The organism is Arthrobacter sp. NicSoilC5 (assembly GCF_019977395.1).
GTDB lineage: Bacteria > Actinomycetota > Actinomycetes > Actinomycetales > Micrococcaceae > Arthrobacter.
This window is the reverse complement of sequence record NZ_AP024660.1, coordinates 157,804-180,774: the sequence shown is the minus strand read 5'-3', so window position 1 is coordinate 180,774 and position 22,971 is coordinate 157,804. Positions and strand designations below refer to the sequence as shown.

18 protein-coding genes are annotated in these 22,971 nt (G+C 67.7%); 6 read left to right on the top strand and 12 right to left on the bottom strand.

The window, feature by feature from the left end; translation table 11 throughout:
- Positions 1-109: 109 nt before the first annotated feature.
- The 3 genes from LDO22_RS00765 to LDO22_RS00755 all read right to left on the bottom strand — a co-directional run bounded on the left by LDO22_RS00765 (position 110) and on the right by LDO22_RS00755 (position 6,481).
- Positions 110-2,935 (bottom strand): aconitate hydratase, encoded by a 2,826-nt coding sequence (locus LDO22_RS00765; protein WP_159632171.1) that lies wholly within the window; start codon positions 2,933-2,935, stop codon positions 110-112.
- A 166-nt stretch (positions 2,936-3,101) separates the two neighbouring features.
- Entirely contained in the window at positions 3,102-4,463 is a 1,362-nt protein-coding gene (locus LDO22_RS00760) for a TRAM domain-containing protein (RefSeq protein WP_224027126.1), read from the bottom strand.
- A 41-nt stretch (positions 4,464-4,504) separates the two neighbouring features.
- A complete protein-coding gene (locus LDO22_RS00755) occupies positions 4,505-6,481 on the bottom strand; it encodes an APC family permease (protein ID WP_159632172.1) in 1,977 nt (658 codons plus the stop codon).
- 118 nt (positions 6,482-6,599) lie between these two features.
- Here LDO22_RS00755 and LDO22_RS00750 point away from each other — a divergent pair, with 118 nt between their 5' ends.
- Both LDO22_RS00750 and LDO22_RS00745 read left to right on the top strand, forming a co-directional pair.
- Positions 6,600-7,274 (top strand): TrkA family potassium uptake protein, encoded by a 675-nt coding sequence (locus LDO22_RS00750; protein ID WP_159632173.1) that lies wholly within the window; start codon positions 6,600-6,602, stop codon positions 7,272-7,274.
- Entirely contained in the window at positions 7,271-8,029 is a 759-nt protein-coding gene (locus LDO22_RS00745; protein ID WP_224025715.1) for an NAD-binding protein, read from the top strand. Before LDO22_RS00750 ends, LDO22_RS00745 begins: the two co-directional genes overlap by 4 nt.
- Before the next feature lie 24 nt (positions 8,030-8,053).
- Here the strand turns inward: LDO22_RS00745 and LDO22_RS00740 are convergent, their stop codons facing one another.
- The 4 genes from LDO22_RS00740 to dut form a co-directional block, all read right to left on the bottom strand.
- Positions 8,054-8,827, bottom strand: coding sequence for a DUF3159 domain-containing protein (locus LDO22_RS00740; protein ID WP_224025714.1), 774 nt, complete (start codon positions 8,825-8,827; stop codon positions 8,054-8,056).
- The gene (locus LDO22_RS00735) at positions 8,824-9,075 is read right to left on the bottom strand and encodes a hypothetical protein (protein WP_346347077.1); all 252 of its coding nucleotides are present in this window, start codon (positions 9,073-9,075) and stop codon (positions 8,824-8,826) included. Before LDO22_RS00735 ends, LDO22_RS00740 begins: the two co-directional genes overlap by 4 nt.
- Before the next feature lie 100 nt (positions 9,076-9,175).
- Positions 9,176-9,889 (bottom strand): DUF3710 domain-containing protein, encoded by a 714-nt coding sequence (locus tag LDO22_RS00730; RefSeq protein ID WP_224025713.1) that lies wholly within the window; start codon positions 9,887-9,889, stop codon positions 9,176-9,178.
- 107 nt (positions 9,890-9,996) lie between these two features.
- A complete protein-coding gene (gene dut / locus LDO22_RS00725) occupies positions 9,997-10,515 on the bottom strand; it encodes a dUTP diphosphatase (RefSeq protein WP_224025712.1) in 519 nt (172 codons plus the stop codon).
- A gap of 116 nt (positions 10,516-10,631) precedes the next feature.
- Between dut and LDO22_RS00720 the strand changes: the two genes are divergently transcribed.
- The 3 genes from LDO22_RS00720 to LDO22_RS00710 all read left to right on the top strand — a co-directional run bounded on the left by LDO22_RS00720 (position 10,632) and on the right by LDO22_RS00710 (position 13,293).
- A complete protein-coding gene (locus LDO22_RS00720; RefSeq protein WP_224025711.1) occupies positions 10,632-11,120 on the top strand; it encodes a DUF3093 domain-containing protein in 489 nt (162 codons plus the stop codon).
- A 129-nt stretch (positions 11,121-11,249) separates the two neighbouring features.
- A complete protein-coding gene (gene sepH / locus LDO22_RS00715; RefSeq protein ID WP_224025710.1) occupies positions 11,250-12,581 on the top strand; it encodes a septation protein SepH in 1,332 nt (443 codons plus the stop codon).
- Between the two features lie 124 nt (positions 12,582-12,705).
- Complete coding sequence (locus LDO22_RS00710) at positions 12,706-13,293, top strand: dihydrofolate reductase family protein (RefSeq protein ID WP_224025709.1); 588 nt, start codon at positions 12,706-12,708, stop codon at positions 13,291-13,293.
- A gap of 44 nt (positions 13,294-13,337) precedes the next feature.
- Here LDO22_RS00710 and LDO22_RS00705 read toward each other — a convergent pair whose 3' ends face one another.
- From LDO22_RS00705 to LDO22_RS00685, 5 genes are all read right to left on the bottom strand, one after another.
- Positions 13,338-14,789, bottom strand: coding sequence for an HNH endonuclease signature motif containing protein (locus LDO22_RS00705; protein WP_224025708.1), 1,452 nt, complete (start codon positions 14,787-14,789; stop codon positions 13,338-13,340).
- A gap of 112 nt (positions 14,790-14,901) precedes the next feature.
- On the bottom strand, positions 14,902-15,642 hold the full coding sequence (locus LDO22_RS00700; protein WP_224025707.1) for a thymidine kinase: 741 nt from the start codon (positions 15,640-15,642) through the stop codon (positions 14,902-14,904).
- A complete protein-coding gene (locus tag LDO22_RS00695; RefSeq protein WP_224025706.1) occupies positions 15,635-16,861 on the bottom strand; it encodes a nucleotide pyrophosphatase/phosphodiesterase family protein in 1,227 nt (408 codons plus the stop codon). Before LDO22_RS00695 ends, LDO22_RS00700 begins: the two co-directional genes overlap by 8 nt.
- A complete protein-coding gene (locus LDO22_RS00690) occupies positions 16,861-17,604 on the bottom strand; it encodes a DUF5998 family protein (RefSeq protein ID WP_159632184.1) in 744 nt (247 codons plus the stop codon). The genes LDO22_RS00695 and LDO22_RS00690 overlap by 1 nt, the downstream gene beginning before the upstream one ends.
- A 41-nt stretch (positions 17,605-17,645) precedes the next feature.
- Positions 17,646-20,330, bottom strand: coding sequence for a bifunctional GNAT family N-acetyltransferase/acetate--CoA ligase family protein (locus tag LDO22_RS00685; protein ID WP_224025705.1), 2,685 nt, complete (start codon positions 20,328-20,330; stop codon positions 17,646-17,648).
- A gap of 77 nt (positions 20,331-20,407) precedes the next feature.
- Here LDO22_RS00685 and LDO22_RS00680 point away from each other — a divergent pair, with 77 nt between their 5' ends.
- Positions 20,408-22,948: a DNA topoisomerase IV subunit A gene (locus LDO22_RS00680; protein ID WP_224025704.1), complete on the top strand. Its 2,541-nt coding sequence runs from the start codon at positions 20,408-20,410 to the stop codon at positions 22,946-22,948.
- Positions 22,949-22,971 lie beyond the last annotated feature (23 nt).

The following is a 22,971-nucleotide window of genomic DNA, read 5'->3' as shown; positions in this document are numbered from 1 at the left end:
GACGTGCCGTTTAACTCTAACGCCTTGGTGTGAATGCAAAGCCGAAGCCCCGGCTGGTCGGTGACCGGCCGGGGCTTCGGGGAGGTTGGTGCCTGGGCGGCAGTTCCCGCTAGTTGGCGGAAATCTGGCGCAGCACGTACTGCAGGATGCCGCCGTTGCGGTAGTAGTCCGCTTCGCCCGGGGTGTCGATGCGGAGCACCGCGTCGAAGGACTTCGAGGAGCCGTCCTCTGCGGTGGCGGTGACCTTCAGGGTCTTGGGCGTGCTGCCCTCGTTGAGGGCGGTGACGCCCTCCACCGAGAAGGTTTCCGTGCCGGTCAGGCCCAGGCTGGCAGCGTTCTCGCCGGCCGGGTACTGCAGCGGCAGGACGCCCATGCCGATGAGGTTGGAGCGGTGGATGCGCTCGTAGCTCTCGGCGATGACGGCCTTGACGCCCAGCAGTGCGGTGCCCTTGGCAGCCCAGTCGCGCGATGACCCGGAACCGTATTCCTTGCCTGCCAGGACCACCAGCGGGGTGCCGGCTGCCTGGTAGTTCTGCGCGGCGTCGTAGACGTATGCCTGCGGGCCGTCAGCCTGGGTGAAGTCGCGGGTGAAGCCACCCTCAACGCCGTCCAGGAGCTGGTTCTTGATACGGATGTTCGCGAACGTGCCGCGGATCATCACTTCGTGGTTGCCACGGCGCGAACCGTAGGAGTTGAAGTCCTTGCGCTCCACGCCGTTGGCCAGCAGGTACTGGCCGGCCGGGGTGTCGGACTTGAAGGAACCGGCCGGGGAGATGTGGTCGGTGGTGACGGAGTCGCCGAGCTTCAGGAGCACGCGAGCGCCCGAGATGTCCTTGACGGGCTCCGGCTGGGCCTTCATGCCCTCGAAGTACGGGGGCTTCCGGACGTAGGTGGAGTTCTGGTCCCAGGCGAAGGTGTCGCCGGCGGGGGTGTCCAGTGCCTTCCAGCGGTCGTCGCCCTCGAAGACGCCCTCGTAGCCCTTGGCGAACATGTCCTTGTCGATCGACGAGTCGATGACCTGCTGGACCTCAACCGGGTTGGGCCAGATGTCCTTCAGGAAGACGTCGTTGCCGGCCTCGTCCTTGCCGAGCGGGTCGGCCTCGAAGTCGAAGTCCATGGAACCGGCCAGGGCGTAGGCGATGACCAGCGGCGGGGACGCCAGGTAGTTCATCTTCACGTCCGGGTTGATGCGGCCTTCGAAGTTGCGGTTGCCGGACAGGACGGCGCTGACGGCGAGGTCGTTGGCCTGGATGGCCTCGGAGATCTCTGCTTCCAGCGGGCCCGAGTTGCCGATGCAGGTGGCGCAGCCGTAGCCCACGATGTAGAAGCCGAGCTTCTCCAGGTACGGGGTCAGGCCGGACTTCTCGTAGTAGTCGGTGACTACCTTGGAGCCGGGGGCGACGGAGGTCTTGACCCACGGCTTGGCGGTGAGGCCCTTTTCGACGGCGTTGCGCGCCAGCACGGCGGCGGCGAGCATGACCGAGGGGTTGGACGTGTTGGTGCAGGACGTGATGGAGGCAATGGTTACCGCGCCGTGGTCCAGCTCAAACTCGCGGCCGTCAGCCATCTTTACGGGCACCGGGTTGGAGATCCGCCCGGCGCCGCCATGCGCTGCGGAGTACTTCGGCGGTTCGCGGTCGGTGTCCGAGATATGGGTCGCTCCGCCCGTGAAGGACGGCGCGTCCGAAGCCGGGAAGCTCTCCTCGAGGGACTCGTCCAGGGTGCCCGCGTTCGCGTCGTGCGAGACGTAGTTGAGCAGGTCGTGGCGGAACTCGTCCTTGGCCTCGGTCAGCTCGATGCGGTCCTGCGGGCGCTTGGGGCCGGCGATCGACGGAACAACCGTGGACAGGTCCAGTTCCAGGTACTCGGAGAACTTGATGTCGCGGGAAGGATCGTGCCACAGGCCCTGTTCCTTGGCGTAGGACTCCACGAGGGCAACGTTCTGCTCGGACCGGCCGGTGAGGCGCAGGTAGTCCAGGGTCACGTCGTCGATGGGGAACATGGCGGCGGTGGAGCCGAACTCGGGGCTCATGTTGCCGATGGTGGCGCGGTTGGCCAGCGGCACGGCCGCGACGCCCTCACCGTAGAACTCCACGAACTTGCCCACCACGCCGTGCTTGCGCAGCATTTCGGTGATGGTCAGCACCACGTCGGTTGCGGTGGCGCCGGCGGGGATGCTGCCGCTGAGCTTGAAGCCCACGACGCGCGGGATGAGCATGGAGACGGGCTGGCCAAGCATTGCTGCCTCGGCTTCGATGCCGCCCACGCCCCAGCCCAGCACGCCCAGGCCGTTGACCATGGTGGTGTGCGAGTCGGTGCCAACGCAGGTGTCGGGGTAGGCGCGCAGTGCACCGTCCACTTCGCGGGTCATGACGGTGCGGGCCAGGTATTCAATGTTGACCTGGTGCACGATGCCGGTTCCCGGGGGGACCACCTTGAAGTCGTCAAATGCGGTCTGGCCCCAGCGCAGGAACTGGTAGCGCTCACCGTTGCGCTGGTATTCGATCTCCATGTTGCGCTCCAGTGCGCCGGAGTTGCCGAAGGCGTCGATCTGGACGGAGTGGTCGATGACCATTTCGGCCGGGGCCAGCGGGTTGACCCGCTTGGGATCGCCACCCAGGTCCTTGACGGCTTCACGCATGGTGGCCAGGTCGACCACGCAGGGAACACCGGTGAAGTCCTGCATGATCACGCGCGCCGGCGTGAACTGGATTTCTGTATCGGGTTCCGCATTCGGATCCCAGCCTGCCAAAGCGCGAACGTGATCGGCAGTGATGTTCGCGCCGTCCTCGGTCCTCAGCAGGTTTTCAAGCAATACCTTGAGGCTGAACGGAAGGTTTTCTGCACCTTCAACGGAGTTCAACCGGAAAATTTCGTACTCGGTTCCGGCTACATTAAGTTTGCCTTTTGAACCGAAGCTGTCCACAGTGCTCATCGCAGGACTCCTCTCGCAACAGTTTCATCTTTGTCGCGCGGTTGACCGCCTGCTAGTTAGGAAGCCCTAAGTAGTTCCAGGGCCCGAAAATTTGCACACGGCCGGCCGAGAATTCGGGCGCGACGTGGGACTACTACGGCCATCGTAGTCGAAAACCGTGGCGGCATCATGGAGCCGGAGTCAGCAGTGCCACTGTCTCGAGGTGGTGGGTGTGGGGGTACAGGTCGAAGGCCCGCAGCCCGGCGAGCTCCCACCCGGAGCGTCGGAAGTAACCGAGGTCACGCGCGAACGACGCCGGATCGCAGGACACATAGGCAATGGCCCGGGGCTGCGACGCGACGAGTTGGCCGACAACGGCTTTCCCGGCTCCGGCGCGGGGAGGGTCGAGGACCAGGGCGTCGAAGTTCCGCGGTTTCTGGCGCAGGACCCGCTCCACGCGCCCCTGGACCACCTCCACCTGCGGTGCGGAGTGCAGGTTCTTCCGGGCATCCCGGCTTGCCCCCGGCGCCCCTTCAACCGAGAGGACGGACCCCGTCTCCCCTACGGCATCAGCCAGCACGGCGGTGAAGAGCCCGGCGCCCGCGTAGAGGTCGGCGACCACGGCTCCGGGGTTCAGGAAGTCACCCTGCCGGAGGAATTCTGTGACAGCCCCCACAAGGGTCCCGGGCGCGTCGCGGTGGATCTGCCAGAAACCGTCGCCGGTCACCCGGTAGTCATGGCCGGCGGCGGATTCCTGCACCCAGGTGCGTCCCCGGAGCTGCGTGACGGTTCCGGCCAGCGGATCGAAGGCTGCCACCGATGCGTCCGCCGGCAGGGCCGCGGCGATCGCCCGCAGCCGCTTGTCCTTGGTGCCCGGCGCGGGGGCCAGGAGCACCAGGGGCCGGGAACCGTTGGCCGGCGCGGCCACCTCAACCCGTTCGATGCCCTGCAGGTCCAGGTCCCACAGGCGCAGGGTGTTGATGGCTTCGCTTGCCAGGGGCATCTCCCGCACCGCAACGATGTGGTTGGAGCGGTGGGCGTGCATCCCGAGCCTGCCGCCCGGGGTGACCGAAAAACTCGCCCGCGTGCGCCACCCCAGGCCGGTGCCGCCGTCGTCCGCTTCCCCTACGCGTTCGACCCCGCCGGCCCATACGGACGGCACCTGGTCGAAGCCGGCCAGCCGGGTGAGCTGTTCTGCCACGACGTCCGCTTTCAGGCCGCGCTGCCGGGCCAGGGTCATGTGCCCGAACTCGGCCCCGCCCACCGGCGGGTGGCCGTGGCCCCAGGCCCGCAGGGAATCGGCCACGTGCCAGAAGTGTTCCACCCGGTCCGGCGATGCTTCCAGCACCTCGATGACATCGGCCCGCCAGAACTTGGCGCCGTCCGCGGCGTCGGTGAGCCTGACGCGGACTTTCTCCCCCGGAATGGCGTGCCGGACAAAGACCACGCGGCCCTCATGGCGCGCCACGCAGTGCCCGCCGTGGGCCACCGGACCGACGTCGAGGACGGCCTCCTCACCGGTGTGGCCGGTTTCATCCCCTGCAGGCAGGGAAGTATCTGATGCCGGCAAAGCGGCGGAAGGGTTGGCGGTCACTGGACATCCTGGAGGTTCTTGGCTTCTTCGGAGGATTTGAGCTGCCAGGGAACGCTGGCCACCATGACTCCCGGTTCAAAGTGCAGCCGGGTCTTGATGCGGAGGGCGGTCTGGTTGTGAACCAACTGCTCCCACCACTTGCCCACCACGTACTCGGGGATGTAGACCACCACCAGGTCCCGCGGGGAATCCAGGCGCATCTGCTTGACGTAGTCCATGATGGGCGTGACGGTCTCGCGGTACGGGCTGGCCAGCACGGTCAGCGGCACCGGGATCTCAAGTTTTTCCCAGTCCGCGATGGTGTGTGCGGTCTCGTCCGGGTCGATGTCCACGGTGATGGCGTCCAGCCGGGAGGGGCGGGATGCCCGCGCGTAGGCCAGGGCCCGCAGCACCGGCTTGCGGACGTGGGAGACCAGCAGGACGGCGTGGACCCTGGTGGGCAGGGCGCGCGGTGAGGAGTCCTCGTCCACGGCGAGTTCCTTGGCGACGTTGTCGTAGTGGGCCCGGATGCTCCACATGATCAGGAAGAGGATGAACATGGCCAGCAGGGCAATCCAGGCACCCTGCTGGAACTTGGTGATGAGGACGATGACCAGCACCAGTCCAGTCATGCCGAAACCGATGCTGTTGATGGTCCGGGACTTGATCATCTTCCGCCGGACGGCCTTGTCCTTGGCCAGTTTCAGCTCGCGCCCCCAGTGCCGGATCATGCCGAGCTGGCTGAGCGTGAAGGAAATGAAGACGCCGACGATATAGAGCTGGATGAGCTTGGTGACGTCCGCGTCGAACGAAATAATGAGCACCAGGGCGCCTGCCGCGAGGGCCAGCACGCCGTTGCTGAACGCGAGCCGGTCGCCGCGGGTCCGGAGCTGGCGGGGCAGGTAGCCGTCCTGGGCGAGGATGGAACCCAGGACCGGGAAGCCGTTGAAGGCGGTGTTGGAGGCGAACACCAGGATGACGCCGGTAGCGGCCACCACGATGTAGAAGGGGATGGACCCTTCGCCGAAGATGGTCTGCGCGATCTGGCTGATGGCCGGGTTCTGGATGTAGCCCTCAGGCAGCGGGCTGCCGTTCAGCAGGAATTCCTTGGCGGGGTCCAGCACAATGTGGACCTTGGTGGCATTTGCCAGGTAGATGATGCCCGCCAGCATGGCGGCGCCGATCACGCCCAGGAGCAGCAGGGTGGTGGCTGCGTTCTTGCTCTTGGGGTGCCGGAAGTTGGGAACGCCGTTGCTGATGGCTTCGACGCCGGTCAGGGCCGCGGCGCCCGAAGAGAAGGCCCGCAGCAGCAGGAAGGCGCCGGCCAGGCCCACCAGGCCCTGGTCGAAGCCTTCGGCGGGAACAATGGTGAACGCAGCCGACGGCGCCTCGCCCAACTGCCCCGTGGCGGCCTGGAACATGCCCACCGCGGTCATGCCGAGGATGGACGCCATGAAGATGTAGGTGGGGACGGCGAAGACGCTGCCCGCTTCCTTGATGCCGCGCAGGTTCACCAGGGCCAGGATGACGACGCCGATGGTGGCGATGACGGCCTGCTCGCCGTGCAGCGAGGGCACAGCCGTGGTCAGGTACGCCGCGGCGGAGGACATCGACACGGCGACGGTCAGGACGTAGTCCACCAGGAGGGCGGACGCCACCGTCAGGCCGGCGTACTTGCCCATGTTCTCGTTGGCGATCTCGTAGTCGCCGCCGCCTGACGGGTACGCGTGGACGTTCTGCCGGTAGGAGGCCACCACGGTCAGCAGCACCACCATCACCGCCAGGCCGACCCACGGAGAGATCGCCACGGCGCTGACACCGGCCAGTGCCAGGGTGAGCAGGATCTCGTCCGGTGCGTAGGCTACGGAAGAGAGGGCATCGGACGCAAAGATCGGCAATGCGATCTTCTTGGGAAGGAGGGTGTGGGCCAGTCGGTCATTCCGGAAGGGCCTGCCCACCAGCACGCGTTTGACGGCGTTCAGTATTGTCAACACCCCACAAAGCTAGTCTGATTCGCGGACGATGTCATGACGGGCCGCTGCCAGGCCTAACAAGGGCCATGCCGGTAGAGTTCTAGCTGCACGATCCTGACTTAGATACAAAGGAGATACGGTGGCGCATTTCGTGATCATGGGATGTGGCCGGGTGGGGGCAACGCTGGCGCACACGCTGGAGGATGCCGGTCATTCCGTGGCCATCATCGACCAGGATGACCGCGCGTTCCGCCGGCTCCGCCAGGGCTTCACTGGCCGGAAGGTGACCGGCGTGGGCTTTGACCGCGAGACCCTCAAGCAGGCAGGAGTTGGCGAGGCCTACGCCTTCGCCGCCGTTTCCAGCGGTGACAACTCAAACATCCTGGCCACCCGGGTTGCCCGCGAGACCTTCCACGTTCCGCATGTCGTCGCCAGGATCTACGATCCGGGTCGCGCCGAAATCTACCAGCGCCTGGGCATCCCCACGGTGGCCGCCGTCCGCTGGAGCGCGGACCAGGTGCTGCGCCGCATCCTTCCCGAACAACATCTCGCCGGTGATTTCCGTGAGCCCTCGGGCCGGCTGGTCCTGGCTGAACTGGACCTGGACGCCGGCTGGATCGGGCACCGGATCAGCAGCATTGAGAAGGCCGCCGATGTCCGCGTGGCCTATGTCACCCGCTTTGGCGAGGGCCTGCTGCCTGGCGCCGGAACGGCGTACCAGGACGGTGACACCGTGCACGCCATGCTGCAGGTGGACCGCAGCGCCCAGATCGCCCAGATCCTCGCCAAAGCCCCCGCCAAGGAGTATCAGTGAAAGTCGTTATCGTCGGCGCCGGCAGCGTCGGATCATCCATCGCCAGGGAATTGCTGGCGCATAAGCACGAGATCCTCCTGATCGACCTCAAGCCCGAGGTGATCGGCCGCAGCGGCCTGCGGGGCGCCCACTGGCTGGTGGGCGACGCGTGCGAGCTCTCCACGCTGCAGGGCGCCAAGGTGGAGGACGCCGACGTCGTAGTCTCCGCAACGGGCGATGACAAAGTGAACCTGGTGGTGTCCCTGCTGGCGAAGACCGAGTTCGGTGTTGGCCGCACCGTGGGCCGGGTGAACAACCCGAAGAATGACTGGATGTTCAATGACTCCTGGGGTGTTGATGTAGCCGTCAACACCCCGCAGCTGATGACCGCCCTCGTGGAGGAGGCAGTGGAGATCGGTGACCTGGTCCGCCTGCTGACGCTGCAGACCGGGGTGGCGTCCCTGGTGGAATTCACCGTGCCCCACGACTCCCACGTCATCGGCATGACCGTGGGAGACATCCACTGGCCGGAGGACGCCACCCTGGTGGCCATCCTGCGGGACCAGGCGCCGATCACGCCCAGCAGGGACGACGTCATCGACGGCGGGGACGAACTTTTCTTCGTCACCACCATTGCTGCCGAGGACGGACTGCGGGAGCTGCTCTCGTCCGCCCCGGGCAGCATCGACGCCGGGGAACAGGCCCCGGGCAACGGCCAGCCGGCCAACGCGGGCGGCCACGGCCATGCTTTGGACGACGACGGCTTCGACGGCTAGGCCGGCCGCCGCGAGGCCTGGGCGTCAGGCCGTACGGTCTGCGCCGGCTTCAGCTTCGGCCGGAGCAGGCCGGGTTACCAGCCACGCAACCCAGATCCCGAGGATGTACAGGGGTGCACCCATGATGAGGCGGGTGGTGGCGAGTGCGGCGAGGCCGTCGGTGCCCATGAGGTAGAGGGGCACCTGCACGATGAGCCGGAGCGCCAGGACCGCGACAATGATCCACGTGCCCAGCCGGTATGCCTTGACCCGGGCCGGTTCCTTGCGCCACTCCACGCCCTCATTGCGGATGAAACCGAAGAGGAGGCCCGCCACGGGCCACTTGACGGCAATGGAAAGGACCATCGCCAGGATGTAGGCGCCGTTGGTGAAGAAGCCGGGAAGGTAGAAGTCCTCCGCCTTTCCGGTGGTGTTGGCCAGCCAGGCGGAAATGCCGACGCCGGCCACTCCCGCCAGCGCCTGGGTCAGGGGGCGCCGCTGCACCAGCCGGACCACGGTGAACACAGCTGCCGACGCCAGGGCGGCCACCAGGGACAGGGTGAGCTCGCGGGTGATGGTGAAGGCCACCAGGAAGACAAGGCCGGGAACGATGCTCTCCGCAATGCCCTGCACTCCGCCGGCGCTCCGCAGGACGTCCACGCGTCCGTCGTGGGTGCGGTGGAGTCCGGCCTTTGCAGCGTACTCAGCGGCGAGGCCGGCAACCGGGGACGGACCTGGAGCCTGAGGGCCGCCCTGCTGCTGCCCGTTCCTGCCGGGGTTCTCAGGTCCGGTGGGCTGTTCAGGCTGGTGCGCGGTCATTCGTTCTCCTGGCGGGACAGTATCTCGTAGCGGGGATTGAATATGGTGGGCATGTCCTTGCCGCGGGCCAGCATCCCCTCGACCCGGATTTCCGCACCTGCTTCGATGCCCGGCACCCGGCGGCGGCCCAGCCAGACGACGCGGAGCCGCGGTGGCCGGCCCTGTCCCGATGCGGCCGGACGTGCGGCGTCGTCCTCCGAAACGATGGCGCTGAATTCGGCAGTCCGGTCCGCAGGTACAAACGTCACGGAGTCAATGTGCCCCTGGCACGTGACGCGGCCCCGGTCGGGCAGTTGGCCCAGTGGCGTGACGCCACGCGTTGACTGCGTGGCTCCGTCCTGCGGGGACTCAGCCGATCTGGGTAATTTCGGGACCACGTTCGGGCTCCTCCAGGGTGGGTGCGGCGGGCGGAGGAGTGGCTGAAGCGTCCTTGGGCAGCCTCAGCTGCAGAAGATCGCGCGGCGGCATGGGGCTGTCCCCGCGGACCACCACGACCTGCCGGAACAGGGCCTCGAGCGGTTCCGCGGCGGGGCGTTCCAGCGCGGCGGGTCCACCCAGGACGCCGCGCAGGAACCAGCGGGGCCCATCGACGCCGATGAAACGGGCCACCCGGTAGCCCTGGCTGCCGTCCGGAAGTCCGGCGGGCAGCTTGGCCACCAGTTCGGTGCCGAAAGCGCCTTCAACCTCTTCAACCTGGCCGCCCTGCGCGCCGACTGACTGGCCGATCTGTTCGCGGATCTCATCCCAGAGCGTCTCTGTCTTGGGGGCGGCGAACGCCTGCAGCTGGAGGCTGGAGCCGTTAAGGTCCAAGGTGACTGCCACTACCCGCTGCGTTGCCTCTTCCACCTCGAGGCGGAGCTGAAGGCCCTCGCTCGGTGTGATGAGCAGGGCGCCGAGGTCAACAAAGCCGTCGCGGCTGCTGATTTCGGACTCGTCGAAGGGGCCGTCCTGGCGGCGGGCGGCAGTGCCCGGTTCGCCTTCTCCGGCCTCCGCGATCGTCAGCTCGTCGGCCGGCTGCGCCGGCTCTTCATTCTTTGCTTTCCTGCCGAGCCCAAAGACCATGGGTGACTCCTTAATCCTGAAAATGTGCCAGTTCTGAATGGTTCCGGTGGGAACTGCGAAGGTCCCACCGTCGTGCGTGCTGGCGTGGCAGCGGGTGCGTCCTGGTGTCAGGCTCCGGGGACGTTGAAACCGCCGGTGGACCCAAAGCCGCCCGTGCCGCGCACGGAACCGCTCAACTCGCTGACAGGAATGAACTGGGCGTACTCCACCCGCTGGATGACCATTTGGGCAATTCTATCGCCGCGGCGCAGCTCAATCGGCTGGGATGAGTCGGTGTTCAGCAGGGTCACCGAGATCTCGCCCCGATAGCCCGCATCGACGGTGCCGGGCGCGTTGACGATCGTGAGGCCGTGCTTGGTGGCCAGGCCGGAGCGGGGGTGGATCAGCGCCACGAACCCTTCCGGAAGTGCGATGGCGACGCCGGTGGGGACCAGTTTGCGCTCCCCCGGCAGCAGGACCACGTCCTCGCGGGCACGGAGGTCGGCGCCGGCGTCGCCCGGATGTGCGTAGGACGGCGCTTCCAGCTCCGGATCCAGCATTTTCAACTGGACCTGCAGGGTGGGGGCAGCGGGGGCGGGTGATGCTGCGTCCGGGACAAGGTCTACCGTGGCGGGATGATCAGTCACAGTCACTCACTCTAACCCGCGCCCCCGAATCAGTCCTAAGGAGCCCGCGGCCACGGCGCCGGCCGGGAGGCTTGCCCCAAGGTGAAATAGCGGGCCAAAGGTGGAAAGCTTGGGCTATGCCCGAATCAAGCTCGCCCGCGTCCGTTCCCAGCACCCCATCCACTGGCGGACCGGTTATTTACCGGGAGAAGCTGTGGCCCAACGCCTGGATCTGGGTTATCGCAGCCGGTGTCTCCGCGGCCGGCATCCTGGTCTTCGCCCCCATCAGCATGGCAGCGGGCTACACCGCGGCACTGGTGCTCCTGGCCATCATCACGGTCCTCCTGGTCCTTTCCACGCCTGCCATCACGGTGACGCCGGACGCCCTCACTGTTGGACGGGCCACCATCGAACGCCGCTTTGTGGGCGGTGTGCAGCAGTTCACGTCCGGCGAAGCGACGGCGGAGCGCGGCACCCGGCTGAACGGGCTGGCCTACCTATGCATCCGCGGTTGGATCGATCCGGTGGTGAAGATCGAAATCACTGACCCGGCCGACCGGACCCCCTACTGGCTGGCCTCGACCCGCCACCCGGACCAACTGACGGCAGCCCTGGCCCGCCGCTGACACTCCCGTTACGCCCCGCCCGGGCCCTGATCCGGCGGAAAATCACGGCGCGCCCTGCCTCTTGAGCCAAATCCGCACCGCCGGGTGGCAGAGTTTCGGTTGATAGTAATGCCAGGGTGGAGGATTTGTATGCAGGATCTACGGCTTGTAGGCGTGCACGACGACGGGACGCATCTCCTGTTGAGCGGGGCCGGCGGCGAGATGTTCCAGCTGCCGATCGATGAGGCCCTCAGGACGGCCAGCCGGTCCTCGGCGAAACCGAGGACGGAGCGGCCTGCCGTTCCCATGTCCCCCAGGGATATCCAGGCCCGGATCCGTGCGGGTGCCACCGCTGCCGACGTCGCGGAGTTGTCCGGGATGCCGCTGGCCAAGGTGGAGCGCTACGAGGGCCCGGTGCTGGCGGAGCGCGAGTACGTTGCGCAGCAGGCACGGAAGGTTGAAGTCGCGGCACCCTCCCCCGGCCACGACGTCTACCGGTCCGCGTTCGGCGACAACCCGGCCACGCTGGGCGACATGGTGGCCCACCGGCTTTCGGCCCACGGCATCGACCCAGGCACTGTGGAATGGGACTCGTGGCGGCGCCAGGACGGCACCTGGACTGTCTCGGCAAGCTTTGAGGCCAAACCCGGCGGGACCTCCGGAATCGGGGAAGAGCCGCCCGCGCTGTGGACCTTCAACCCCGGCCGCAAATCGCTGCAGAACACCAACCGCTGGGCACAGCAGCTGAGCGAACTCGAGCCTTTGGACGGCCCCGTTCCCGCGCGCCGCCTCACGGCGGTTTCCGACCGCCCCTTCGATTTTGAGACTGACGCGGACTCCTCCAAGGCATCCCCTGGGGGTCAGGGTCCTGCGCAGGAAGCCGCAAAGGAATCCGACGGCCTCCTGGACATGCTCCGGTCGCGGCGCGGCCAGCGGCTGGGTGTGGACGAAGATTCGGACGACGCCCTGGCGCTGCTCCTGGCCCATGGCGTCCCGGCTGCCCACCCGCGGCCTTCCGAGGTAGCCGCCGAGGCCGCTCCTGAGCCGGAATCGGAGGACCCCGTATCCCAGGACGGGCCGCAGGACGCACCGGCCGCCCAGGGGGATTCGTTCATCCGGCGCCGTGATGCAAGGCCGTCAATGTTGTCCCGGCTGAGCCTGCTCCCGCCGCACCGGGACGGCAACGATGACGCCCTGCGGCTTCACGACGGCGTCAGTACCGACACCCGGGAAATCACCATTGCGGCGTCCCCGCAGAAGCCGTCCGGTTCCGCGCCTGCTGCCGGGTCCGGCAACTCCGGCGGCGCCGGGCTGGATGAGCTGCTGGGCAGCAATCCCCGCCGCCCGGCACCCAAGCAGAACGATGCATCCCCCTCTACCGGGCAGTTGCCCGAGACCGAGGCGCCGGAACGGCCTCCCCGGCCCAAGCGTTCCAGCGTCCCGTCCTGGGACGAGATCGTCTTCGGCACACGGAGCGACTAAAGGCTCTCTCCCGGCACTTTCAGGGGTAGTTCCTCCAACTGCTGCATGCTAGGCTCCCCGCACACCATCGGTCAGAAGCTGCACTTACCCCTGGAGGTTCGCTGTGCCGGACACCACCTGCCACATGTCAATGTCCCTGGACGGGTTCGTCGCCGGGCCTGACCAAAGCCGCGAGAACCCGCTGGGCAAGCGGGGGCTTGAACTCCACGGCTGGCACATCGGCGATCCCCGTGCCAACGAGGCCAACGGGATCGCGGCTGATTGGCTGATGCGCCCGCGGGGTGCCTACGTGATGGGCCGGAACATGTTTGGTCCCGTCCGCGGGGACTGGGACGAGGACTGGAGCGGATGGTGGGGCCCTGAGCCGCCCTACCATGCGCCGGTGTTCGTCCTTACCCATTACCCGCATGAGCCGATCCAGATGGAGGGCGGGACAACCTTCCACTTTGTCACCGACGGCTTCGATGCGGCGTACGCGGCGGCGCTCGAGGCAGCCGGGGGCAAGGGAGTGGATATCGCCGGCGGAGCATCCACCGTCCGCCAGGCGCTGGCCGCCGGCGTGATCGACGAGCTCACCCTGGACATCGCTCCGGTTTTACTCGGTTCGGGTGAACGGATTTTTGACGGCATTGAATCATTTGGCTTCGAACCCGTCGAGGTACTCCACTCTCCCTTGGCCACGCACATCCGCTACCGCCGGACGGCCCAGTAGCAGTCAGCGCTGCTCAACCCGGCCGTGCGCCGCACATGGGCGCATCACACGGCAAGGTGCTGGAGGAGGGCATCTTCCAGAAGGCTCCGTTCTCCAGGCTTGTTGCGGGCCTCGGGCAAGAACCCTGACGGCCATCCCGGAGGCCATTGGGCAGGTTCCCAGTCCTGGTGTTCGCTCAGGTAATGCCGGCCGGTGGGTGAGGTCCAGCCGGGTGGTTCGTTCTTGGTGGCCGGGGTGGGTTTCCAGGCGGTGGTGTGGCGGAGTTTGTGGTGTTTCGGGCAGGGCTGTCCCAGGTTGCTGATTCCGGTGGTGCCGCCGTTGGCCCAGGCGAGGATGTGGTCGGCGTCGTTGTCCAGGGAGTTGTTGCTGCAGCCAGGGAACGGACATTTGCCGTCCCGCAGCCGCAGCCACGCCCGCATCGCGCCGGTGACCCGGTAGCTTGTCCGGCCGATTTCCAACGGTGCCCCGTCCCGCGGGTCCACCAGCACCCGGTAGAACGAGCCAGCACCGCCAGCGACGAGCCGCCGGGCCATTGGCGGCGGGATGGGACCGTAACCGACCAGCATCGCCGGTTCGTCGGTCTGGCCCAGCAGGGAGAACACCGGGACCGTGACCAGCACCTGCGCCCGGATCGGAGATTGCTGGTCAGTTCCCGCGCCGACCCTGGCACCGTTGCCTGTGCTGCCGCCGTTGGTGAGAATTGCGTTGGCGAAGGTGTCGGCCCGGAGTTGGGGCATGCTGCGGGTCTCGTCCGGTCCCTGCCTGCCCCGGGCGGCCGCGGTGAGCCGGTTCCACCCGGCCTGGGCCTGGTCCGCGGGCAGGTAGGCGGAGAGCCAGGCCATCCCGTCCTGGTCCGGCCGGAACTCCACCCGCCGGTCCCCGACACCTTTGGCGTGGCGTTGTTCGATGGACCCGGCCTGGTGGCGTTCCCGCCAAGTCCGGGCCTTGGCCTTGAACCGGTGCGCCGGCAACTGCCCCACCGGGCACCCCCGCGCCGGGTCCGGGGCGTCCGGGTCCAGGAAATGGGCTTCCAACGCCGCAGCCCCATCAGGATCAAGGCACGCTGTCTCGTCCGCCATCACCACCGCGTGGCTCCAGGAGATCGCCCCGGCCTGCAACGCCTCCAACGTCCGCGGCAACGTCGCCGTGACAGCGTGCGAGGTGACCAGGAACGAACCCGCAGCCCGCGGCCCCAGGGCCAGCACACACCCGATCTCCGCCGCGACCGCCGTCTCCTGCGCCTGCACCGGAACATCCGGCCCCGCAACAGCTGCGGCGCTCTCCGCATACCCAACGGCAGCCTTGGCCTTCACCGCAGCGATCCCGGCCTCCACCTCACGGGTCCCGGCCAGAATCTCCAGGCAACCATCCGCCAAACCACCCAGAGGGTCAGCCGCAGAAAAAGGCACCGAACCGGCCCCATCCACCTCAGCATTCAGCACAGCAAGGGCAGCCTTGATCTCCCCGAACGCCCTCGCCACCGCTGCCTTCCCCATAAACCCATCATGACAAAGGGGTACGACAGTATGAGTCGGAGCCGCAAGGAAGCGCTTCTGCTTCCCGGAATGGAGGTGCCGGTGCGGGAGTTCGGATGCGTGCGCGGAAGCGTCAGCCCTGCCGGCCTGTCCCCCGGCCCTCGCCGGGTCCACCGGAGCCGTGCCAAAGGCAGGCATCGACGTCGAACGGCAGCAACTGGTCCTGCTGTGCCATCAGGGATGCGCCGTGAGCCGTCACCCGCCTCATGAAGTGTCGCCGGCACAAGGTTTCGTACCCCACCACCGGAACATGCCCTGCCTCGGGGGCAGCGGCTTCCACCACCATGTCCACGTCGCCCACCACCACCTGCGCACCTTCGGTGACCATGACGCCGTCGACCGTCCTGGCATTGTGGGTGGCGCGGCGGCCGCACCAGCACAGCGCCTCCACCTGGAGCACCTGCACCCGGTCGGCGAGCTCAATCAGGCGCTGCGAACCAGGGAACAGCCTGGTGCGGAAATCAGCGGTGATGCCGAACGCGAAGACGTCGACGTCGATCTCGTCCACCACTTTGGCCAGCTGCTCCACCTGTTCGGGCGTGTAGAACTGGGCTTCGTCGCAGATCAGGTAGTCAACGCGCTGCCCCTGGGTGCGGCGGATCATGACTTCCTCCCAGAAGTCGGTGCTGTCCAGCACTTCCACGGCGTCCGTCTCCAGACCCAGGCGGCTGGAGATCCGGGACTCACCGGCGCGGTCGTTGCGGCTGAACCGGACACCGCCGCGGCCGCGGGCCCGGTGGTTGTAGTCCATCTGCAGGGCCAGGGTGGACTTTCCGCAGTCCATGGTGCCGGAGAAGAAGATGAGCTCAGCCACGCCGGCGGTTCCTTCCTTCGGCCGTGAAGCAGAGCAGCGGGACCTCCCGCTCAGCCTTGGTCAGCGAGCCGTGCTGGCCCACCACCTCCATGGCAGTCGGCCGCATGCGCCGGCCATCGTAAAGCGCGACGGCGTCCCGCGCCGCGATCATGACGTCACCGATCCTGCCTTCAACAGCGGGCCGGACACCCTTGCCGAAGAGTCCCCCGGCTACGGCTTCACCGCGTGTGAAGGCCCAGATCCGGTCTCCGAACCGCGCCTTCCAAGCCGCCAGCAGCCGCTCCGCGCCGCCGTCCGACAGAGGCGTTTCTTCAAGGTACAGGTGGACCATCCGTGGTTCACCTGCCGTGTGCCGGACGCCCTCCACCAGGGCGGGGTCCGTGGAGAAATCGATCCGCTGCGGTTCGGCCACGTCCAGCATCCCGTGGTCTGCCGTGAGCAGGATGGTGGTGCCGGCGGGAAGGGTGGAGTTGAGCCGCTTGACGGTGGCATCGAGCTCTTCCAGCTGGTGTTCCCACTGCTCGGAGCGGCAGCCGTAGCGGTGGCCGGCCTTGTCCAGGTCGTTGACGTAGAAATACATGAGGGACGGGCCGGATGCTGCCATGGCTTCGGCCGCGGCGGCGGTCCGGGCATGGGCGGTTGTCCCCGGAATGAACCTGCCGCCCCGGAGTGCGGCCCGGGTCATGGGCGAGCCGTCGAACTGGGAGAGGCTGACCGTGCTGACGTCCACCTGTTCGGCGATCCGTTCGAACACGGTAGGGAACGGCTGCCAGGCCGACGGATCTACGCCCGGATCCCAGTTCCCCAGCAGGTTGACCACCTTGTCCTGGTCAGGGTCCAGGACGTCGTAGCCCACCATGCCGTGCTGGCCGGCAGGAAGCCCGGTCCCAAAGCTGGACAAGGCCGCTGCTGTGGTGGAAGGGAAGGCGGAGTCCAGCCACACCGGGACGTCGCCCTGCCCGGCCTGAAGCACAGAGCGCAGGAACGGGGTGTGCGCGGATTTCTGCTTGAGGAGGTTCCGGCCCAGTCCGTCCGCGAGGACCACGCACACCCGTGAGGCAGCAGGGAATCCGAGGGTATTGGCAAAACCTTCCACCCCAAGGCTTGCGGCTGCACCGGTCAGCACTTCAGCGATGGAACGATGCCCATAGGCGGGAGCAGGCGGAAGGTCGGGGGTGCGTCCGGAGGCTTGTGCGGCGTGGTGGCGGTCTACCGGCATCAGCGCTGCTGGTGCCCGCGGCTGAGCCGGTTGCCGAACACTCCGGAGCGCGGCCGCGGCGCCATGGACTGGGCGTGGGACACGGGGGCCGCGGAACCGGTGTTGACGGCGCGCAGGGCCCGGGCAAACAGTTTGGCGTCCTGCACGGCCTGCAGCCCGTCAGCTTCGGCGCTGATCCGGAGCACGATGTCCTCCTGCGCGATGGTTCCGGTGTAGCCGTGGTCCGCTTCGCACTGCGGATCGCCGCAGCTGGCCGGACCCATGTCCAGCCGCTGGCCGCCGGACCACGCGATGGACAGGGTCAGTTCCCGAACCGGGTCGGAGGGCTTGTAGTTCTGCGGCTGCGCGTACATGTAGCTGAGGACCACCGACCTGATCTGGGACACGGGAACGGACTCCGTGGAGATCTGGGCGACGATCTGCTCCCCCGCCTCATCCAGCTGCTGGTCGTCCACATGGGTGATGACCAGCATGTCCGCGGTGAGGACCAGGACGGTGATGTGGCGGCGCACTTCTGCCCGGTCGAAGTGCGTTTCCAGGTGCACCAGGTGCGCCACGCAGTCCCGGCCATCCAGTGCGTCATCGACAACATCGGACACCAGGCGCGGGTAGAACCCGGCCTTCTGCAGCGCGTCCTCCAGGCTCTGGCCCTGGACTCCGTGGTTGTGTGAGCTGTGCTGGCGGACTGCCTGGTTTTCGTTTCCGGGCGTTTCGGGCGCCGACGCGGGAGGCTGGAAGCTCATGCCCCCATTTTCACAGATCGGCCGGTCACTTGCTAACCGCCTCAGCCCAGCATGGCCCGGCGGGCGCTGTCGGTGCGCTGCGCGGCGTTGCCGATCCGCACGTCCGCGGCGAGGATGGTGGCCCCGGCGGTGCCGCACAGTACGGGGTTGAATTCCACCAGCGCGATCTCGGGGTGGTTGTCCTTCATCCACGCCAGCCGGCCGGCAAGCTCCTCCAGCGCCTGCACGTCAACAGCCGGCAGGCCCTGGTAGCCGAAGAGTTTAAGGGAGGCCCGGGGCGACCGGATGAAGTCGTGCACGTCCGCCGCGGAGAGCGGCGGCACCCGGTGCGCCCAGTCGTCCAGCAGGTTGACGGCATCCCCGGCCAGGCCGAAGGAAATGACCGGGCCCAGCAACGGGTCCTCGATGGCCCGGAAGGTACAGGCCTGCCCCACCGGCGCCATCGCCTGCACCTCGAGCGCGGGGTTGCCGTAGGCCGCGAGCGCCCGCCGCATCTGTTCGATGTTGAGCCGCAGCGATTCCGCATCCTCAATGCCAAGGCGCACGCCGCCAAGATCCAGCCGGTGCCGCAGCGCGGGATCGGTGGTCTTAAGCACCACGGGCCAGCCCAGCGCGTCTGCTGCCGCCACGGCCTCGTCCGGGGTGGTGAACGGTGCGGACGGCAGGACGGAAATGCCGTAATGCCCCAGCAGGGAGGCAGCGGCCGTTGGGTCCAGCTGTTTGAGCTGCTCGCCCTTCACGTCTTCCAGCAGGGCGTCGAGCTCGGCCTCGGCCTGCCTGGGGTCGCACCCGGCCGGCTCCACGAACTGCCCCTGGTCGCGCGCGGCCCACTCGGCGTAGCGGACCACGGCTGCGAGCGCGGCGACGGCGGCTCCGGGGTTGGAGAAGCAGGGGACGGTGCACCCGTCGGCGCCCACCAGTCCCTCCACGTGGATGGCAGGATCCAGGATGCCGGTGAACGCGGCAACCACCGGCTTCCCCGCGCTGGCGGAACATTCGGCCAGGACCTGAGCGACGGCGTCGGCGGTCAGGCCGCGGGCAGGGAGCAGGGCTGCGACGGCGGCGTGCACGGCGTCTGAGGCGAGGGCGTCCAGGAGGGCCTTCCGCAGCGCGGGCAGGGCGACTGACTGGCCGGCGTCAAGGTCGAGTCCGGAGACCACCTGTGCCACCCCCAGGCCGTGCGCGACGGCGCTGTCCGCCACCACGTTGCCCAGCGCCTGGGAGTTGCTGAAGACGGCGACGTCGGGTCCGGCCGGAAGCGGCTGGCCTGACACCACCTGCGCAACGTCCACCAGCTGTTCTATGGTTTCCACCCGGATGACGCCCGACTGGCGCAGCATGGCGTCCAGGGCCCCGGCCGGCGCCTGGGTGGTCCGGACGGCGTGGCCCGGAGGAAGGCGCAGCCCCATGGTGTCCGATTTGGCAACGATGACCGGTTTGGTGCGTGCCAGGCGCCGGGCGATGCGGGAGAACTTGCGCGGGTTGCCGATCGATTCCAGGTACAGGCCCACGGCGGAGGTGTCGGCGTCGTCCTCCCAGTACTGCATCATGTCGTTGCCGGAGACGTCCGCCCTGTTGCCCGCGGAAAGGAGGCTGGACAGTCCCAGCCGGCGCCGGCTGGAGGCGGCGTAAAGCGCGACGCCGATCGCGGCGGACTGGCTGAACAGGCCCAGGCCGCCGCGCAGCGGCATCGTGGGCGCCATCGAGGCATTCAGCGACACATCGGGGTGGGTGTTGGCGATGCCCAGGGAGGCCGGACCGATCACGCGCATCCCGTTCGCCCTGGCCTGGCGCACCAGGGCGCGCTGCCGCTGGAGCCCCCGCTCGCCGTCGTCCGCAAAGCCCGCGGAGGCGATCACCACGCCTTTGACGCCTGCCGCCGCGCAGTCCGCCACCACGCCGGGGACCTCCTCGTACGGCACGGCGATGATGGCCAGCTGCACCGGTTCGGGGACCTCCGAGAGCTTGCCGTAGGACATCATCCCCGCCAGCTCCAGCGCCTCGGGGTTGATGGCATAGACGGTGCCGTGGAAGCCGCCTTCGATGATGTGTTCCAGCAGCTGGTAGCCCACCGTGCCCCATTTGCGGCTGGCACCGATGACCGCAACGGACGACGGCGCCAGCAGCTCCCGGACGCTCCTCGCCTCGGCGCGGTGCTCGCGGGATTCCATCACGGCACGCGATTTTTCGGTGGGGTCGATATTGAACTCAAGGCTCACGACGCCGTCGTCGAAATGCCGCTTGACGTCGTAGCCGGCGTCGGAGAAGACCATCAGCATCTTGCGGTTCTCCGGCAGGACCTCCGCGGTGAACTTCCGGATCCCGTTTTCATGGGCGGCGGCGGCCAGGTGCTCCAGGAGGATGGAGCCGATGCCCCTGCCCTGGTGGGCGTCGGCAATGTTGAAGGCGACCTCGGCTTCGGTGGGGTCCGGCAGCCGGTCATAGCGGCCGATGCCGATGATTTCGTCGTGGATGGTGATGACGAACGCCACCCGGTCCTTGTAGTCCACTTCCGTGAAGCGCTTCAGCTCTTTGGCGGACAACCTGGCCTTGAAGGCGAAGAAGCGCATGTAGATTGAATTCTGCGACTGCCCGGTGTGGAAGGCCTGGACGGCGTCTGCGTCCGAGGGGTGGATGGGGCGCAGGTGCGCCGTTCCGCCGTCGCGCAGGACGACATCGGCTTCCCAATGTTCCGGATATTCGCCGTCCCCGGGCCGATCCACCATAGGCTTAGCCTAGCCACAAACTATCGCAGCACGCCTGCAAGGCTGCGCAGTAACCCCAGAAGGATTTACCAAAACCCATGGCCCGCCGCCAGAATTCAACGCCCATCGCGGACGACAGCTACACGGAGAACATCGTCGATATCGACGTCACGTCCGAGATGCAGGGTTCGTTCCTGGAGTACGCCTACTCGGTGATCTACTCGCGCGCCCTGCCTGACGCCCGGGACGGCCTGAAGCCGGTACAGCGCCGCATCCTGTACATGATGAGCGACATGGGCCTGCGCCCGGACCGCGGCCACGTCAAGAGTGCGCGCGTGGTGGGCGAAGTCATGGGCAAGCTGCACCCGCACGGTGACGCCGCCATCTACGACGCCATGGTGCGCATGGCGCAGGGCTTTTCGCTGCGGCTGCCCCTGATTGACGGGCACGGCAACTTTGGCTCGCTCGACGACGGCCCGGCAGCACCGCGGTACACCGAGGCCCGGCTGGCGGCGGCCGCCCTCACGCTCACCAACCACCTGGACGAAGACGTGGTGGACTTCGTCCCCAACTACGACAACCAGCTGACCCAGCCGGACGTCCTCCCCGCCGCCTTCCCCAACCTGCTGGTCAACGGCGCCACCGGCATCGCCGTCGGCATGGCCACCAACATGGCCCCGCACAACCTGGTGGAGGTCATTTCCGCCGCCCGGCACCTGATCGCCAACCCCGACGCAACCCTGGATGACCTCATGCGGTTCGTCCCGGGCCCGGACCTGCCCAGCGGTGGCCGGATCGTGGGCCTGGACGGCATCCGCGACGCCTACGCCACCGGCCGCGGCTCGTTCAAGACCAGGGCCAAGGTGGAAATCGAGCAGCTCTCCGCGCGCCGCACCGGACTGGTGGTCACGGAACTGCCGTACATGGTGGGCCCGGAAAAGGTGATCGAAAAGATCAAGGATGCGGTCAATGCGAAGAAGCTGACCGGCATCAGCGACATCGTGGACCTGACCGACCGCAAGCACGGGTTGCGGCTGGTCATCGAGCTCAAGAACGGCTTCAACCCCACCGCCGTGCTGCAGCAGCTCTACCGGTACACGCCGATGGAGGACTCCTTCGGCATCAACAACGTCACCCTGGTGGACGGCCAGCCGCAGACGCTGGGCCTGGTGGACCTGCTGTCCGTGTACGTCAACCACCGGATCAACGTGGTCCGTCGCCGCACCGTTTTCCGCCTGGGCAAGAAGAAGGACCGCCTGCACCTGGTGGAGGGCCTCCTCATCGCCATCGTGGACATCGACGAGGTCATCCAGATCATCCGGTCCTCGGACGAGGCCGCGGCGGCCCGCGAGCGGCTGATGTCCATCTACGACCTCACCGAGGTCCAGGCCAACTACATCCTTGAACTGCGCCTGCGGCAGCTCACCAAGTACTCCCGGATCGAGCTGGAGAAGGAGCAGGACGAGCTGCGCCGCGAGATCGCGGAACTCCAGGCCATCCTGGACTCCGAGGAACTGCTGCGCACCGTGGTCTCCGACGAACTCGGTGCGATTGCCGAGGAACACGGCACCCCGCGCCGGACGGTCCTCCTGGAGTCCGAGGCCGTGTCCCCCACCGTCGCCGCTGCCGAGCTCGCCGGGGCGAAGAAGGGCAAGGCTGCGCCGCTGTCCCTCGAGATCGCTGACGACCCCTGCTGGGCCATCCTCACCGCCTCCGGGCAGGTGGCACGCACCAGCACCCAGGAACCGCTGGCCGAGGCAGGGCCCCGGAGCAGGCACGACGTGTACACCTCGGTGGTCAAGACGTCGGCCCGCGGCGAAATCGCGGCGGTCACCTCGCAGGGCCGGATGCTCAGGCTGCAGGTCATGGACATGCCGGTCCTGCCTCCTGTGGCCGGCCTGCCCAACCTGGCCGGCGGCGTGCCGGCCAAGGAGTTCCTCACCCTGGTGAAGGGTGAGTCCCTGGTGGCGTTCGTGCGGCTGGATGAAGTCCTGGCCATCGGCACCGCGCAGGGCGTGGTGAAGCGGGTCCAGCCGGACTACCCGCTGAACCGGGAAGACTGGGAAGTCATCACTCTGAAGGACAAGGACGTGGTGGTGGGAGTCGCTCCGGCCGGGGCCGATGACACCGAACTGGTGTTCCTCACCCGGGAAGCACAGCTGCTGAAGTTCCCCGCAGCCGTGGTCCGTCCCCAGGGGCGCACTGCCGGCGGCATGGCCGGGATCAAACTGGCCGCGGGTGACCAGGTGATCTTCTTTGGTGCCGTACAGCCCCAGGACGAGGCCGCCGTCGTGGTCACCATCGCCGGGACCAACGGCGCCCTCCCAGGCACCGCCCCGGGCACGGCCAAGGTCACCGCATTCTCCGAATATCCGGCCAAGGGGCGTGCCACTGCAGGGGTCCGGTCGCACCGGTTCCTCAAGGGCGAGGACATGCTGCTCCTCGCGTGGGCGGGCCACGGGCCGGCCAAGGCGTCCTCCGCCGGCGGAGTGGCGCGGTCACTGCCGCAGGAACACGGCCGCCGTGACGGCTCGGGCGTCCCGCTCTCCCAGGCCGTGGAGGTAGTGGGCCCGGCCATGGCGTGGATGGACGGCGGCGCAGCAGGGGACGCCGCAGCAGCAGGGGACGCCGCGGAGTAGGGCCCGCCGGGGAGCAGGGCTGC